Consider the following 15,281-nt stretch of genomic DNA (forward strand, 5'->3'; position numbering starts at 1 on the left):
TCACCATGCCTTACCTGCTTCTTCGGGGCCTATCCCATAGCGCCATCGCCTGCCTCCTGCTGCTTCTGACTGCCTGCGCCGAAGCGCCGGCGCAGCCACTTGCCGCTGCGCCCGTCACAGCCAGCACTACCCCTGCCAGCCCAGCCGCCAACGAGGCCAGCAGTCCAACCCCGTTACTCAGTTTTGATGAATGGCGCATGCTACTGCGCAGCGATGCCATTGCTGCTGGCATCGACGCTGCCTTGTTCGACCGTACATTCGCCGACATCACCCTGGACCCCAGAGTGGTCAGCTCCGACAACAGCCAGCCGGAGTTCACACGCCCGGTGTGGGAGTACATCGACGGTGCCGTTTCCGTCTCGCGCATCGCCCAAGGCCGCCTGCTCAAGGCGCAACACCGGCCGACCCTGAAAGCCATTCGCAGCACCTACGCCGTGGACCATGAAGTGCTGATCGCGATCTGGGGCATGGAAAGCAATTACGGCAGCAATATCGGCAGCCATAACGTCATCCGCTCCCTTGCCACCCTGGCCTACGATGGCCGCCGCCAAGTGTTCTGGCGCAGCCAGTTGTTGGCCGCGCTGCAGATTCTGCAAGCGGGTGATGCGCCCACGCAGGGGCTGATCGGTTCTTGGGCGGGCGCCATGGGACAGACCCAATTTATGCCGACCACCTTCAATCAGCATGCCGTGGACTTCGATGGCGATGGGCGGCGCGACCTGTGGACGTCAGCCCCCGACGCACTGGCCTCGGCCGCACATTATTTGCAGGCGTCCGGCTGGGAAAATGGTCAACCCTGGGGCTTTGAGGTAAACCTGCCACAGGGCTTCGATTACGCCTTGGCAGACCCCGAAATACGCCGCACCGTGGCGCAGTGGCGCATCCTGGGGATCAACCCGGCCCGAGCCATTGATGCCAACGAGCAGAGCCAGGCCACGCTGTTTTTGCCTGCCGGTCATCGTGGCCCGGCTTTTCTGCTGTTGAATAACTTCCGCAGCATCCTCAAGTACAACAACTCCACCGCCTACGCCCTGGCCATTGGCCTGCTGAGTGATGCATTGGATGGCAATCCGGGCGTACAAGCCGCATGGCCGCGTAACGATCGCCAACTGGGGCGCAGCGAGCGGATCGAGCTGCAAGAGTTGCTGACCAGTAAAGGCTACAAGCCTGGCCCTGCGGACGGCATCATCGGAGCGAACACACGTAAGGCCGTGCGTGCTTTTCAGCAATCCCAGGGACAACCTGCCGATGGCTACCCCAGCCACGAGTTATTGCAGCAACTCCGGTAGACGACTGAGCGGCACTCAGCACCACCTGGCAGGGCGCTTGCACCACACGGCGCACGTCGGACTGAACGGTCAGCTTCTGTGATAAGCTGCGCGGCGGCCACAAGCCGCCTCGTTCACGGAGCCTCTAGCGGAGCCCAGATTGCCGATGTCCGATACCTCCCCGCCTAAAACCGTCGCCAGTGGCGAAAAATTCCGTACCACCCAAGGCATCACCGCGATCAAGGACGGGCAAAAGCGCCGCGCCTCCAGCGAGCCTCAGGTGTTCGAGCCCAAACCCAAGTGGCTGCGAGTCAAGGCGCCTGGCGGCAGCCGCTTCGAGGCGGTCAAGCGCAATGTCAGCGAACACCGCCTGAGCACCGTGTGCCAGGAATCCCACTGCCCGAACATGGGCGAATGCTGGTCCAACGGTACCGCCACCATCATGCTGATGGGCTCGGTGTGCACCCGCGCCTGCCGCTTCTGCGCCGTCGACACCGGTAACCCCAACGGCTGGCTGGATCTGGAAGAGCCGCAGAACACCGCCAAGTCGGTGGAGCTGATGGCCCTGCGTTATATCGTACTGACCTCGGTGGATCGCGACGACCTGGATGACGGCGGCGCCAGCCACTACGCGGCCTGCGTAAGGGCGATCAAGGAAAACACCCCGCAGGTGGTGGTAGAAGCCCTGACCCCGGACTTCGACGGCGACCTGCTGGCCATTGAACGTGTGGTGGATTCTGGTCTTGAGGTGTTTGCGCAAAACGTTGAGACGGTCAAACGCCTCACTCACGTGGTACGCGATCCACGCGCGGGCTATGAAAAGACCCTGAATGTACTGGCACACGCCAAGCGTCACCGCCCGGACGTGCTGACCAAGACCAGCCTGATGTTGGGCCTTGGCGAGACGGATGAAGAGATTATCCAAACCATGGATGACCTGCGTGCCATCAACGTCGACATCCTCACCCTCGGTCAGTACCTGCAACCAACGCGCAATCACCTGAAGGTGCAGCGCTGGGTCAGCCCGGAAGAGTTCAACCGTTTCCGCGAAATCGGTCTGCAGAAAGGCTTTATGGAAGTCGCCGCCGGTCCGCTGGTACGTTCCAGCTACCGCGCCGACAAGGTGTTCGAGAAGAACAACCTGGGTCTGGCCGCTCCGGTGCCAGTGCCGGGCCAACAGCTCGATAACAGCCTGATTCCTGCCCTCAACCTGAACTGATTGAGCCGCACAACGCCTGACCTTGGGCTTTGCCTGGGGTCAGGCGCTTGTGTATCTGCTCTGCCTATCTGCCCTTCCCGCTCTAGCAGTCTATTGAGCCCGCCAGGCTCTGCTGCTGCGCATAGTCGAGGTGCTTGACCAGTTGCTCACGCAGCCGTGCGCTGACCTCGGGCATAGTGATCGGCCCCACCACCTGATCAGCTAACTGGGTCATGGCCATGCCGGCATAGCCACAGGGATTGATGCGTTGGAACGGTTGCAAGTCCATATCCACATTCAGCGCCAGACCATGAAAGGAACGACCGTTGCGAATCCGTAGGCCGAGCGACGCGATCTTTGCACCATCGACATACACACCCGGCGCATCCGGCTTTGCATTGGCGTTGACGCCATAGCTGGCCAACAGATCAATCAGGCTGCGCTCGATACGGCTGACCAGTTCACGCACACCCATACCGCTGCGGCGCACATCCAGCAGCAGGTAAGCCACCAGCTGGCCCGGACCGTGGTAAGTCACCTGACCACCGCGATCGACCTGCACCACCGGAATATCCCCCGGAAACAACACATGCTCGGCCTTGCCGGCCTGGCCCTGGGTAAATACGGGGGAGTGTTCAAGCAGCCAGATTTCGTCAGGCGTATCTGCGCCACGGCTGTCGGTAAAGCGCTGCATCGCATGCCAGGTAGGCTGATAGTCGACCTGGCCCAGCTCACGAAAGCCGAGCGGAAGGCTCATCAGAGCACCATGTGCACGATGCCAGTCGCGCGCAAGGCGCTATTGATATCGCGTAGCTGATCTTCGCTGGTGGCTTCGATATGCAGCTGTACGGTGGTGTACTTGCCGTTGCTGCTCTGGCGTTCGGCCAGGGTGCTGAGATCGACCTTGGCGTGCTGGCTAAGGATCTCTATCACCGTACTCTTGTAGTTTTCGCCACTGTCACCGACCACCTTGATCGGGTAGTCCGCGCAGGGAAATTCAATCTTGTGCGATTTGACGTCTGGTTGATTCATGGCAGTAACGGCCTCGTAAGCCGTGGCAACAACACGCCCTTGCGGGTCGGCAAGGGCGCGCTGGTCACGCTATCAGTTGAACAATCCGAAGAAGAACAGGCTGATGCTATCCCACAGGCGACGGAAGAAACTGCCTTCCTCAACGGCCTCAAGAGCAATCAGATCGGCACTGTGCACCACTTCTTCACCCAGTTTCACTTCAACCTTGCCGATCACATCACCCTGGGCAATCGGGGCGGTGAGCTGCGGGTTGAGGATCATGCCAGCCTGCAATTTTTCCAGCTGACCTTTCGGCAGCGTCAGGCTCAGATCAGCACCAAGGCCGGCTTTGACCTGACGCACAGCGCCTTTCCACACTTGGGCCTGAGCCAGTTCCTGGCCTTGCTTGTAGAAGGTGCGGGTTTCGAAGAAGCGGAAACCATAGGTCAGCAGTTTCTGAGTTTCCGCGGCACGAGCCGACTCGCTGACAGTGCCGAATACCGAAGTGATCATGCGCGCGCCATCACGTACGGCCGACGCCACCAAGCAATAGCCGGCTTCTTCGGTATGGCCGGTTTTCAGGCCATCAACGGTCTTGTCACGCCACAGCAGCAGGTTACGGTTGCCCTGCTTAATGTTGTTCCAGAGGAACTCCTTCTGCGCATAGATCGCATAGTGTTCCTGGTCTTCGTTAATGATGGCGCGAGCCAGAATGGCCATGTCATGGGCACTGGAGTAATGCTCCGGATGCGGCAGACCGGTGGCGTTCATAAAGTGGCTGTTGGTCATACCCAGGCGCGCAGCGGTCTCGTTCATCATGTCGGCGAAGGCATCTTCGCTGCCGGCGATGTACTCGGCCAGGGCAATACTGGCGTCGTTACCCGACTGAATGATGACGCCGTGCAGCAGGTCATCAACCTTCGCCTGGCTGTTCAGTGGCAGGAACATGGTCGAACCACCGGATGCAGCACCACCGGTACGCCAGGCATGCTCGCTGATAGGCACCAAGTCCTGCTCACCGATCTTACCCTTGCGGATTTCCAGCGTGGCAATGTAGGCGGTCATCAATTTGGTCAGGCTGGCCGGCGGCAGGCGCTGATCACCGTTGTTTTCGACCAGCACCTTGCCGCTGGCGGCGTCCAGCAGCACATAGGATTTGGCAGCCAACTGCGGCGCAGAAGGAATCACTTGCTGATTGGCCCATACGGCCGGAGCGCTGAGCAGGAAAAGTGATAGGAAAACGCGTTGCGCAAAGCTGGTGATATTCATCCGTCTCTCTAGATTGCTGATGGTTGAACAGGCCCAGTGGGCCTAATTTGCTAATTCTCCGACCACCCGTGAATGGCCGGAGTTGAGTGTTTAGTCCCGCAGATGCTGCAGAAGTGCCGTATTAGTCAGGCTTGACCAGGGTTGGCTCGCCAAGATTGGCCAGGCGTACGCTGCTCTGCAGCTGCTCAGCCTCGCTTTGGCTGCTCACCGGCCCCAGGCGCACGCGGTGCAATATCTGCTGGTTGCGCACCACTGAGCTGACGAACACGGGCGCAGCTACCGTCTCGCTCAACTTGGCCTTGAGGAGTTCCGCAGCGTCCGGATTGGCGAAGGCGGCCACTTGGAGATACAGGCCAGAGGCTCCGACTGAAGCGTTTTTTTTTGCGTCAATCTGCACGGGGAGCACCGCGGCGGCATGCTGCTGCGGGGGCGGTGAATACTGCTCAACCGGCTGCGCGATAGGCTGAGCCACCGGCTGGGCCTGGGCTACTTGCTGCGGGGCGGCCAAGACCATGGGTACCGGACGGCCTTGCTGAGCCCACCACTCGTGCGGGTCAATACCTTCAACCTTGACCCGCGCGGTGCCACTTTCGGCATAGCCGAGTTTCTTCGCTGCGGCAAAGGACAAATCGATAATCCGATCGGAATAGAACGGCCCGCGGTCGTTAACCCGCAGAATCGCGCTCTTGCCGTTTTCCAAGTTGGTGACGCGCACATAGCTCGGCAACGGCAGGGTTTTGTGTGCAGCGGTCATGCCGTACAGGTCGTAGGTTTCACCGTTAGCGGTGGCCTGACCGTGGAACTTGGTGCCATACCAGGACGCCGGGCCGACCGCCTGATAGCGACGGGCATCTGGAATCGGGTAGTACTGCTTGCCGAATACGGTGTAAGGGCTGGCCTTGACAGGGCCGTAGTGCGGCATCGGTATCGCATCAGGAATCCGCGATACGTCGACATCCCACCAGGGTGCGCCATCCTTATGCGGACGGTTGAAATCACCCGGCCCGGAAATCGCACCACCCGGCTGCTGCACCGGTGCAACCGGCTGCGGCGCACGGGTGGACGAGCAACTGGCCAGCAGCAGCGCCAGGCTGCCGTATGCAGCCCATTTAAAAGGCAAACGCGACATCAATTCTTACCCCGTGCATCAACCAGCAACTCGGCCAGCTGATTGACCGCCATGGCATACATCACACTGCGATTGTAGCGGGTGATCACAAAGAAGTTCGGCAGGCCTAGCCAGTGCTCAGCGCCATCAGCACCTTCCAGACGGAAGGCCGTTACCGGCAAATCGTCAGCCAGCGGGTCGGCGCTGGTCCAGCCCAACGCACGCAACTCACCAACAGTTTTCACCGGATCGAGCCCAACCGTCAGCCCTTCTTCGGCCTGCACGCCTTTGACTGTCGCGGCACTCACCACCGGCTGTCCCGGCTGCCAATGGTGACGTTTGAAGTAGCTGGCGACGCTGCCGATGGCATCCGCCGGATTGTTCCAGATATTGATATGACCATCGCCATCGAAATCCACGGCGTAGGCACGGAAGCTGCTCGGCATAAACTGCGGCAGCCCCATAGCGCCGGCGTAAGAGCCGGTCATGCTCAGTGGCTCGACCTGCTCTTCACGGGTCAGCAGAAGAAACTCGCGCAGCTCCTTGCGGAAGAACGGCGCACGCGGCGGATAATCGAAGGCCAGGGTCGACAGAGCATCCATCACCCGCCAGCTACCGGTGTTACCGCCATAGAAGGTTTCCACCCCGATAATGGCCACAATCACTTGCGCCGGCACACCATACTCAGCCTCAGCACGAGCCAGGGTTTCTTCGTGCTGCTTCCAGAACTCAACACCCTTGCTGATACGTTTGTCGGTGATAAAAATCGGCCGATAATCCTTCCACGGCTTGGCCTTTTCTGCCGGACGCGAGATGGCATCAAGGATCGCCTGTTTGCGCTCGACCTGGGCGAACAGCTCGACCAGCTGCTCACCGGCAAAGCCATAGTCACGGGTCATTTCGCCGACAAACTCAGCCACCTGCGGTGACTGCTGATAATCCCCAGCCAGCGCGGGCTGAGCCACTGCGCACACCCCGACCAACGCCAGCCAAGGTGCAGTACGAACCATCCAACCACGCGCGTTTTGCATTGAATTCATAATCCCAATCAAGCCTGTGTCATCCACTTACGATGAGTGTGGATCGACATCAAAATCCCAAACCCTGCCAACAAGGTGATCAGCGAGGTGCCGCCATAGCTGATGAAGGGCAGCGGAACCCCCACCACCGGCAGCAGGCCGCTGACCATACCGATATTGACGAAGACATAAACGAAGAAAGTCATGGTGAGCGCGCCGGCGAGAAGCTTACCGAACAGCGTCTGCGCTTGCACGGTAATCACCAGACCGCGCGCGATCAACAGCATGTACACCAGCAGTAACAAACACACACCGACCAGGCCGAATTCCTCGGCCAGTACCGCGATGATGAAGTCGGTGTGGCTCTCCGGCAGGAAGTCCAAGTGCGACTGGGTGCCTTGCAGCCAGCCCTTACCGAGCACACCGCCCGAACCAATCGCCGCCTTGGACTGGATGATGTTCCAGCCACTGCCCAGCGGATCGCTTTCCGGGTTGAGGAAGGTCAGCACGCGCTGCTTCTGGTACTGGTGCATGACGAAGAACCACATGCCAATGGCAATCGGCACCACCGCGGCCACCGCGCCAATCACCCAGCGCCACTGCAAGCCGGCGATAAACAGCACGAAGCCACCCGAAGCGATGATCAGCAAAGACGTGCCCAGATCAGGCTGCAGCAGAATCAGCACAAAGGGCACGATGATCATCGCCAGGCTGATACAGATATGCTTGAGGCGCGGCGGCAGACTGCGGTTGGACAGGTACCAGGCAATGGTTGCCGGCATGATGATCTTCATAAACTCCGAGGGCTGAAAGCGAATCACCCCGGGGATATTGATCCAGCGTGTGGCCCCCATGGCGTTGTGCCCCATGACGTCCACCACCACCAGCAGCCCCACGCCACCGACATAGGCCAACGGCACCCAGCGCGCCATAAAACGCGGTTCGAACTGGGCAATGATAAACATGCCGACCAGGCCGATGCCGAAGGAACTGGCCTGCTTCATCAGCAGATCAACGTTCTTGCCACTGGCCGAATACAGAATAAACAAGCTGCCGGTGGCGAGAATCAACAGCAGCAACAGCAGAATGCCGTCGATATGCAGGCGCTGCAGGATGGTCGCCCGGCGACGCAGCAGGTCTTCGGAGGACAGGTTGCGGTCAAAATTACTGTTCATGGCGCAGCGACCTCAGCCGCCACTGGCGGAGCGTATTCGGCTTTCAACTGACCGTTTTCATCCAGCAACCACGCATCGATGACCTGCTTGACCACTGGCGCAGCCACCCCGGAGCCAGACTCGCCGTTTTCCACCATCACCGAAACGGCAATCTGCGGGTTATCTGCCGGAGCAAATGCCACAAACAGCGCATGGTCACGGTGACGCTCGGCTACCTTGCTGCGGTCGTATTTCTCCCCTTGCTTGATCGCCACCACCTGAGCGGTACCGCTCTTGCCGGCAATCCGGTACAGCGCGGCATCACCGACCTTGCGCGCGGTGCCACGCGGGCCGTGCATAACCGACACCATGCCCTTGATACCGGCGTCCCAGAACTTCGGATCACGAAGCACGATATCCGGTAGCGGGTTGGGGTCTGTGGGAATGCGCCCCTGGATGGTCTTGGCCAGATGCGGGCGAATCCACTTGCCGCGCGTGGCCATCAGTGCCGTGGCCTGTGCCAGTTGCAGCGGCGTGGTCTGCATATAGCCCTGACCGATACCGAGAATCAGCGTCTCGCCCGGGTACCAGGCCTGACGGTAACGCGCGCGCTTCCAGTCCCGCGAAGGCATCAGCCCGGCGGTTTCTTCGAACATGTCCAGCGACACGCGCTGACCCAACCCGAAACGGGTCATGTAGTCATGCATGCGGTCGATGCCCATCTTGTGCGCCAGCGAGTAAAAGTAGGTGTCGTTGGAGCGCATGATCGCGTAATCCATATCCACCGAGCCGTCGCCCGTGCGGTTCCAGTTGCGATATTTGTGGCTGTGGCCGGGCAACTGATAGAAGCCGGGATCGAACACCCGGGTCTGCGGCGTGACTACGCCAGCATCCAGACCGGCCACCGCGACCATTGGCTTAATGGTCGAGCCGGGCGGATAGAGACCGCGCAATACGCGGTTGTATAGTGGACGGTCGATAGAATCGCGCAGGTCGGCGTAAGCCTTGAAGCCAATCCCGGTAACGAAGGGGTTGGGATCGAAACTTGGCTGACTGACCATCGCCAGCACCTCACCGGTCTGTGGCTGGATGGCCACAATCGCACCACGGCGACCAGCCAGGGCCTTTTCAGCGGCCTCCTGCAAGCGGATATCGAGGCTCAGCACGATGTCCTTGCCGGGAAGCGGGTCAGTACGTTTGAGCACGCGCAGCACGCGGCCACGGGCGTTGGTTTCGACTTCCTCGTAACCCACTTCACCGTGCAGCTCGTCTTCATAGAAACGCTCGATACCGGTTTTGCCGATATGGTGCGTACCGCTGTAAGCCACCGGATCGAGTTCTTTCAGCTCTTTCTCGTTGATCCGCCCGACATAACCCACCGAATGGGCAAAATGCTCGCCCAGCGGGTAATGCCGTACCAGCTGCGCGGAGACCTCAACGCCAGGCAGACGGAACTGATTGATCGCGATACGGGCAATCTGCTCCTCGCTCAGCTCGAACAGCACCGGCACCGGCTCAAGCGGTCGCCTCCCCTGACGCACACGCCGCTCAAACAGCGCGCGCTCATCCGGGCCCAGTTCCAGCACCTCGACAATCACGTCGAGCACCTGCGGCCAGTCGCCGGCGCGTTCGCGGGTCAGGGTCAGGCTGAAGCTGGGCCGGTTATCGGCGATGATCACCCCGTTGCGGTCGTAGATCAGCCCACGGTTCGGCGGGATCGGCTGCACGTGGATGCGGTTGTTTTCCGCCAGGGTGGTGTGGTGCTCGAACTGCACCACCTGCAGGTAATACATGCGCGCCACGAGTACCGAGGTCAGCAACAAAACCACCACAGCACCAACCACCGCGCGTTTGCGGATCAGGCGGCCGTCTTTCTCGTGGTCTTTGAGGCGGATTGGTTGCGGCATCGATGGCTGCTAGTTATTTGTGGTAAGGGTGGCCGGACAACACGGTCCAGGCACGATACATCTGTTCGCCGATCAGAATCCGCACCAAGGGGTGCGGCAGGGTCAGCGGCGACAACGACCAGCGCTGCTCACTGCGCGCCTGCACCTCAGGTGCCAGCCCTTCTGGGCCGCCGACCATCAGGTTGACGGTGCGCGCATCAAGGCGCCACTTGTCGAGTTCGACCGCCAGCTGCTCGGTGCTCCAGGGTCGCCCTTCGACTTCCAGGGTGACAATGCGTTCCCCAGGCTGCACCTTGGCCAGCATGGCCTCGCCTTCCTGGCGGATCATCCGCGCCACATCGGCATTCTTGCCGCGCGTGGTCAGTGGAATTTCCACCAGCTCCAGGGACAGCTCGCTGGGCATGCGCTTGGCATATTCCTGCCAGCCCTCTTCCACCCAGCGTGGCATCCGCGAGCCGACGGCGATCAGTTTGATCCGCACCGCTGCGCGTCCTTATTCCTGCTCTGGGCCCGGCTCGGCGCTGAACTGCGCACGGCTCTGCTCAGCACCCTGCCACAGACGCTCAAGGTCATAGAACTGGCGAGCTGTCGGCAGCATCACGTGAACCACGATGTCGCCGAGGTCGAGCAGTGCCCACTCGCCGGTATCCATGCCTTCAGTACCGATCGGGCGCACGCCCTGCTCTTTGACCTTCTCCAGCACGTTGTCGACCAGCGACTTAACGTGACGGCTAGAGGTGCCGCTGGCGATCAGCATGAAATCGGTGATGCTGGTCTTGCCGCGCACATCGATGGTGGTGATGTCCTGCGCCTTGATTTCTTCCAGAGCGCTGATGGCCAATTTGACCAGCTCTTCGCTCTGCATTTTTGCGTTTGTCATAACTAACTCGTATGCCTCGTGTTCAATTCGCGCCACGGTACAGTCCGTGGGCATGGATATAGGCCAGTACCGCGTCAGGCACCAGAAAACGTGCCGACTTTCCGCTCGCCAGTAGCGAACGGATCTGGGTAGCCGACACCGCCAGAGGTGTCTGCCAGATAAAAGCAATCTGCCCACTCGGCCCACTCAGGGCCGACGGGGCACTCACACTGCGCGCCGCCAACAGATTGCGCAGCGCCTCAGGCGCTTCACTGTCGGCATCTGGCCGTTGCAGCACCAGAATATGGCAGTGCTGCAGCAACTCATCCCAACGCTGCCAACTGGGTAAACCGCAGAAGGCATCCCAGCCCAGCAGCAGAAACAGCTGATCATCCGCAGCCAACTCACTGCGCAACGACTCCAGGGTGTCGATGCTGTAGGACGGCTTGTCGCGCTGCAGCTCGCGATCATCCACCTGCAGCACCCCGGCATCGGCTACCGCCAACCTGACCATGGCCAGGCGATCCTCGGCACTGACCTCTGGTGCGCTGCGGTGCGGCGGCCGCGCGCTAGGGATCAAACGCAACTCATCGAGTTGCAGCGCATCGGCCACTTCCACGGCGCTGCGCAGATGGCCGATATGCACCGGATTAAAGGTGCCGCCTAGCAGACCGATGCGTCGGGCGTCGGTACGTCGGGCGCCGCTGCGCTTGGCCATCAGGTACGCCCCATCAGGTACGAATATGCCCGTCGCCAAACACCACGTACTTCTCGCTGGTCAGCCCATCCAGGCCGACCGGGCCACGGGCGTGCAGTTTGTCGGTGGAAATACCGATCTCCGCGCCCAGGCCGTATTCAAAACCATCGGCAAAACGGGTCGAGGCGTTGACCATCACCGACGCGGAATCCACTTCGGTGAGGAAACGCCGCGCATCACTGAAGTTCTCGGTGATGATCGCGTCAGTGTGCTTGGAGCCGTAATGGTTGATGTGCTCGATGGCCGCATCCAGGGAATCGACAATGCGAATCGCCAGAATCGGCGCGTTGTACTCAGCAAACCAGTCGTCTTCGCTGGCTTCCAGCACATCGCTGCCGAGCAGCGTGCGGGTGGCGGCGTCGCCACGCAGTTCAACACCTTTGTCGCGGTAGATCGCCGCCAGCGGCGGCAGCACCTTGTCAGCCACCGCGGTATGCACCAGCAGGGTTTCCATGGCGTTGCACGGCGAGTAGCGATGAGTCTTGGCGTTATCAGCGACGCGGATAGCCTTGTCGAGGTCAGCAGCCACATCGATATACACGTGGCACACGCCATCCAGGTGCTTGATCACCGGCACCTTGGCGTCACGGCTGATGCGCTCGATCAGGCCTTTGCCGCCACGCGGCACGATCACGTCAACAAACTCCGACATGGTGATCAGCGCACCAACGGCGGCGCGATCCGTGGTTTCCACCACCTGCACAGCGCTTGCGGGCAAACCGGCCTCAGACAGGCCGAGCTGAATGCAACGAGCAATCGCCTGGTTGGAATGAATCGCCTCGGAGCCGCCACGCAGGATGGTCGCGTTACCGGACTTCAGGCACAGGCTGGCGGCGTCGATGGTCACGTTCGGCCGCGACTCATAGATGATGCCGATCACACCGAGCGGCACGCGCATCTTGCCGACCTGAATACCCGACGGCAGGTAGCGCATATCGCGGATCTCGCCAATCGGATCGGGCAGCGTGGCGACCTGACGCAGACCTTCGATCATCGAGTCGATCACTGCCGGCGTCAGCGCCAGACGGTCAACCATGGCCGGTTCCAGACCATTGGCGCGTGCGGCGGCCAGGTCCAGTTCGTTGGCTGCAGTCAAATCGCTGCGGGCCGCATCCAGCGCGGCGGCGGCGGCCTGCAGGGCACGATTCTTCTGCGCGGTACTGGCGCGCGCCAGCACGCGCGAAGCGCTGCGGGCGGCCTGTCCCAGGCGGGTCATATAGTCGAGCACGGACTCAGTCATGGTCTTGGCAGGTCTGGCGGTTGAAAAAAGTCGCTGAGTATAACGGCCGCGCCGCTCCACGCCCAGCGCTGCGCGGCGGACGGTAGACACTGCGTTCGCCACAACCCGCGGTAACGCCGCCAAGCCCCACACAGCAAGCCACCGGAAGAAACAGTGACACCACGGGCCATCAGCCGCCCGAAGGTTAGGTAAACAAAAACCGTCCGAATGTTTACCTTGCCATCACAAGCAAGACAGGCGGCCGACCGCCGGGGTGGGATCAGCATGCATTACCGTACCGACTACTGCGCCGCACAACTCAACGAAGCCCCACAGGTGCTGCATATCGGCGACCTGCGCCTGCACTACCAGGCCTACGCCTGCCGCAGCCATGACCCACGCCCGCCCGTATTGCTGCTGGGCGGCGCGTTCCAGAGCTTTCGCTCGTTTGCAGCCGAAGTCAGCGAGCTGCTCGGCGAGCACCCGGTGATCCTGCTCGACCTGCCCAGCCAGGGCGGCAACCTGCAACTGGTGCCTGACCTGAGCCTGGAACAGCTGGCTGACCTGATCGCCGCCTTCGCCGAAGAACTCGACCTGCCGCCGCTGATGCCCATCGGCCTATCCTACGGCTCAGCCCTGGCCGCGCTGTTTGCCGCGCGTCACCCAGAGCGCTGCGCCCGCGTGCTGCTGGCCGGGATTACCGCGTTCGGCCGCCCCGGTGCGCGCCTGTTGCTACAAGAAGGCTTGGCGCTGCTGGCCGAAGGGCGCTGCGAGGCCTTTGCCCATGGTGCGCTGACCGGCCTGCTCAACCCCTTGCGCCTGGAGCAGACCGGCGTAGCCCCGGTATTTCGCAAGGCATTGCTGCGGCAGATCCAGCGACTGTCAGCCGCCGATATCGAGCGCTACCGGCAGAACAGCCAGCGCCTGCTGGATTTTCAGGGCTTTCACGCGCACCCCAGCTGCCCGACTCTGGTGCTGGCCGGCGAATATGACCACTTCACCCAACCCTGGGAGCACGCGCACTTTGCCGCCGCCTGCGCCCAGGCCACTTGCGCGCTGATCCACAACGCCGACCACCTAGCCCAGTTTGAACAGCGCGACGCCTGCGCCAGCCTGTACAACCCGTTTCTGCGCGGCGACGCCCTGCCGGGCCGCAGCTCGGGCAGCAGCCTGCTGAGCAATCCACAGCTGCTGCATCTGGAAAAGCGTCACGAGCCGCGCCTGCCGCCCAGCCAGCGCCAAGCGCGCCTGCAACATGCCGAGGGTGGTGAATGGCGGGTGGACATCAGTGAATTGGGCTTCTTCGGCGGTTTACTGCAGGGCAACCTGCCGACTATTGGAAGCGGCCGCGGTTGGCTGCTCCTCTGCAAAGACCTGCCCGCACAGCCGATACTCGCACTGCGCCATGATCAAAACGGCCTGGCATTTGTCTTCCCGCACAGCGATCAGCACGCCAGCCAGGCGCTGGCAACGCACTTTCAACGGCAGCCCCTGCCGGCAGCAGCCTGTGCCTAGCGCCTGCTCCGGAGCTGTTTAGCACCGGCAATACCGTTCTCAAAACAGACTCTTAGACCCGCGCCTCAATCACCCGCACCAGCCCGGCATTGCGCGATGGCGCCAGGCCAAGCGCCTGGGCCGTGCGGCTCGGGTCGAAGACTTCGACCGTGCCGAAGCCGCAGCGCTGAAAGCCCTGCACAATCGCCTGATCGTTGCGGTAGTGCAGCGGGTAGTTGCCACGGGTCAGCCGCCCGATCAGGCCGACACCCCAGCGTAACTGGCGGTAACGCGGGTGTTCGCGTAGGTCAGGGTACAGCTCGGTCAGGTAGGTAGCCTGCGGGAACTGCCGCAGCTGGTCGGCCAGGCGCGTCCAGAATGACTCGATCAGCGCCAGCTCGAAGTAGTTCACCAAGCCTTCGGTGATGACCACCACCGGCTTGCTGTGATCCAGCTCGGCGAACAGCGCCGCCAGACTTTTACCCCCCTCCTCGGCGAGGATATCTACCGCACGCACCTGATGCTGACTGCCCAGCCAGCCTTCCGCATTCAGCAGCAGGCGCTTGCGCGCAGCCATTACCGGTAGGTCCGCCTCAACATAGCGCAGCTGCGGGTAACGCGCGGTAAAGCGCCGGCCGCGCGGCGACAGGCCGCAGGCAATCTCCACTACCTGGCACACGCCGCCCTGCTCAATCGCCGCCGTCAGCTGCGCGTCGATCTGCAAGTGCCGCTGCAGCAGAAACTGCTCAATATCCAGCCCAAACCCCACCCGCGCGCCCCAGGTAATCGGGCTGAGTAAGCCATGCACAAACCGCCCGAAACCCGTCACGAAGGCGGCATCGGCCAACTGATGGCGATACCAGATATAGCCGGTGTAGTGGGCGCTGGGGCTGATATGGGCACTGCTGACGCGAGCACGTTCAGACATGGTTAAGACTCTTATTGTTATGATCGCAGGCCTTTAAACGGTGCGCTGTTGAGCACCTGATACGGCAACAATCCCAGCCTATGCCCTGCC

15 protein-coding genes are annotated in these 15,281 nt (G+C 61.5%); 3 read left to right on the plus strand and 12 right to left on the minus strand.

Annotated elements, in window-relative coordinates:
- The first annotated feature begins 5 nt into the window (after nt 1-5).
- Entirely contained in the window at nt 6-1,289 is a 1,284-nt protein-coding gene (locus HBN63_RS09220; protein WP_170049192.1) for a lytic murein transglycosylase, read from the plus strand.
- 145 nt (nt 1,290-1,434) lie between these two features.
- On the plus strand, nt 1,435-2,487 hold the full coding sequence (gene lipA, locus HBN63_RS09225; RefSeq protein ID WP_090255584.1) for a lipoyl synthase: 1,053 nt from the start codon (nt 1,435-1,437) through the stop codon (nt 2,485-2,487).
- Nucleotides 2,488-2,569: 82 nt separating this feature from the next.
- Here the strand turns inward: lipA and lipB are convergent, their stop codons facing one another.
- The 11 genes from lipB to HBN63_RS09280 form a co-directional block, all read right to left on the minus strand.
- A complete protein-coding gene (gene lipB, locus HBN63_RS09230; protein WP_170049193.1) occupies nt 2,570-3,223 on the minus strand; it encodes a lipoyl(octanoyl) transferase LipB in 654 nt (217 codons plus the stop codon).
- Nucleotides 3,223-3,498 carry a DUF493 domain-containing protein gene (locus tag HBN63_RS09235; RefSeq protein ID WP_160089186.1) on the minus strand — a complete coding sequence of 92 codons (276 nt, stop codon included), beginning with the start codon at nt 3,496-3,498 and terminating at the stop codon, nt 3,223-3,225. The genes lipB and HBN63_RS09235 overlap by 1 nt, the downstream gene beginning before the upstream one ends.
- Before the next feature lie 72 nt (nt 3,499-3,570).
- Entirely contained in the window at nt 3,571-4,746 is a 1,176-nt protein-coding gene (locus HBN63_RS09240) for a D-alanyl-D-alanine carboxypeptidase family protein (protein WP_090255588.1), read from the minus strand.
- Nucleotides 4,747-4,867: 121 nt separating this feature from the next.
- Nucleotides 4,868-5,875 (minus strand): septal ring lytic transglycosylase RlpA family protein, encoded by a 1,008-nt coding sequence (locus HBN63_RS09245; RefSeq protein WP_170049194.1) that lies wholly within the window; start codon nt 5,873-5,875, stop codon nt 4,868-4,870.
- The gene (mltB, locus tag HBN63_RS09250) at nt 5,875-6,885 is read right to left on the minus strand and encodes a lytic murein transglycosylase B (RefSeq protein ID WP_170049224.1); all 1,011 of its coding nucleotides are present in this window, start codon (nt 6,883-6,885) and stop codon (nt 5,875-5,877) included. The genes HBN63_RS09245 and mltB overlap by 1 nt, the downstream gene beginning before the upstream one ends.
- Before the next feature lie 17 nt (nt 6,886-6,902).
- Nucleotides 6,903-8,006 carry a rod shape-determining protein RodA gene (gene rodA, locus HBN63_RS09255; RefSeq protein WP_170049225.1) on the minus strand — a complete coding sequence of 368 codons (1,104 nt, stop codon included), beginning with the start codon at nt 8,004-8,006 and terminating at the stop codon, nt 6,903-6,905.
- A 38-nt stretch (nt 8,007-8,044) separates the two neighbouring features.
- Entirely contained in the window at nt 8,045-9,934 is a 1,890-nt protein-coding gene (mrdA, locus tag HBN63_RS09260) for a penicillin-binding protein 2 (RefSeq protein ID WP_170049195.1), read from the minus strand.
- Nucleotides 9,935-9,947: 13 nt separating this feature from the next.
- On the minus strand, nt 9,948-10,415 hold the full coding sequence (rlmH, locus tag HBN63_RS09265; protein WP_160089194.1) for a 23S rRNA (pseudouridine(1915)-N(3))-methyltransferase RlmH: 468 nt from the start codon (nt 10,413-10,415) through the stop codon (nt 9,948-9,950).
- A gap of 12 nt (nt 10,416-10,427) precedes the next feature.
- Nucleotides 10,428-10,799, minus strand: coding sequence for a ribosome silencing factor (gene rsfS, locus HBN63_RS09270; RefSeq protein ID WP_160090215.1), 372 nt, complete (start codon nt 10,797-10,799; stop codon nt 10,428-10,430).
- A 37-nt stretch (nt 10,800-10,836) separates the two neighbouring features.
- Nucleotides 10,837-11,511, minus strand: a complete 675-nt coding sequence (gene nadD, locus HBN63_RS09275) for a nicotinate-nucleotide adenylyltransferase (RefSeq protein ID WP_167147329.1) — start codon at nt 11,509-11,511, stop codon at nt 10,837-10,839.
- Nucleotides 11,512-11,524: 13 nt separating this feature from the next.
- A complete protein-coding gene (locus tag HBN63_RS09280; RefSeq protein ID WP_170049196.1) occupies nt 11,525-12,790 on the minus strand; it encodes a glutamate-5-semialdehyde dehydrogenase in 1,266 nt (421 codons plus the stop codon).
- Nucleotides 12,791-13,054: 264 nt separating this feature from the next.
- Here HBN63_RS09280 and HBN63_RS09285 point away from each other — a divergent pair, with 264 nt between their 5' ends.
- Nucleotides 13,055-14,284 (plus strand): alpha/beta hydrolase, encoded by a 1,230-nt coding sequence (locus tag HBN63_RS09285; protein ID WP_170049197.1) that lies wholly within the window; start codon nt 13,055-13,057, stop codon nt 14,282-14,284.
- A 52-nt stretch (nt 14,285-14,336) separates the two neighbouring features.
- Here HBN63_RS09285 and HBN63_RS09290 read toward each other — a convergent pair whose 3' ends face one another.
- Nucleotides 14,337-15,191, minus strand: a complete 855-nt coding sequence (locus HBN63_RS09290; RefSeq protein ID WP_170049198.1) for a class I SAM-dependent methyltransferase — start codon at nt 15,189-15,191, stop codon at nt 14,337-14,339.
- Nucleotides 15,192-15,281 lie beyond the last annotated feature (90 nt).

This window comes from Pseudomonas sp. WS 5011, assembly GCF_012985775.1.
GTDB lineage: Bacteria > Pseudomonadota > Gammaproteobacteria > Pseudomonadales > Pseudomonadaceae > Aquipseudomonas > Aquipseudomonas peli.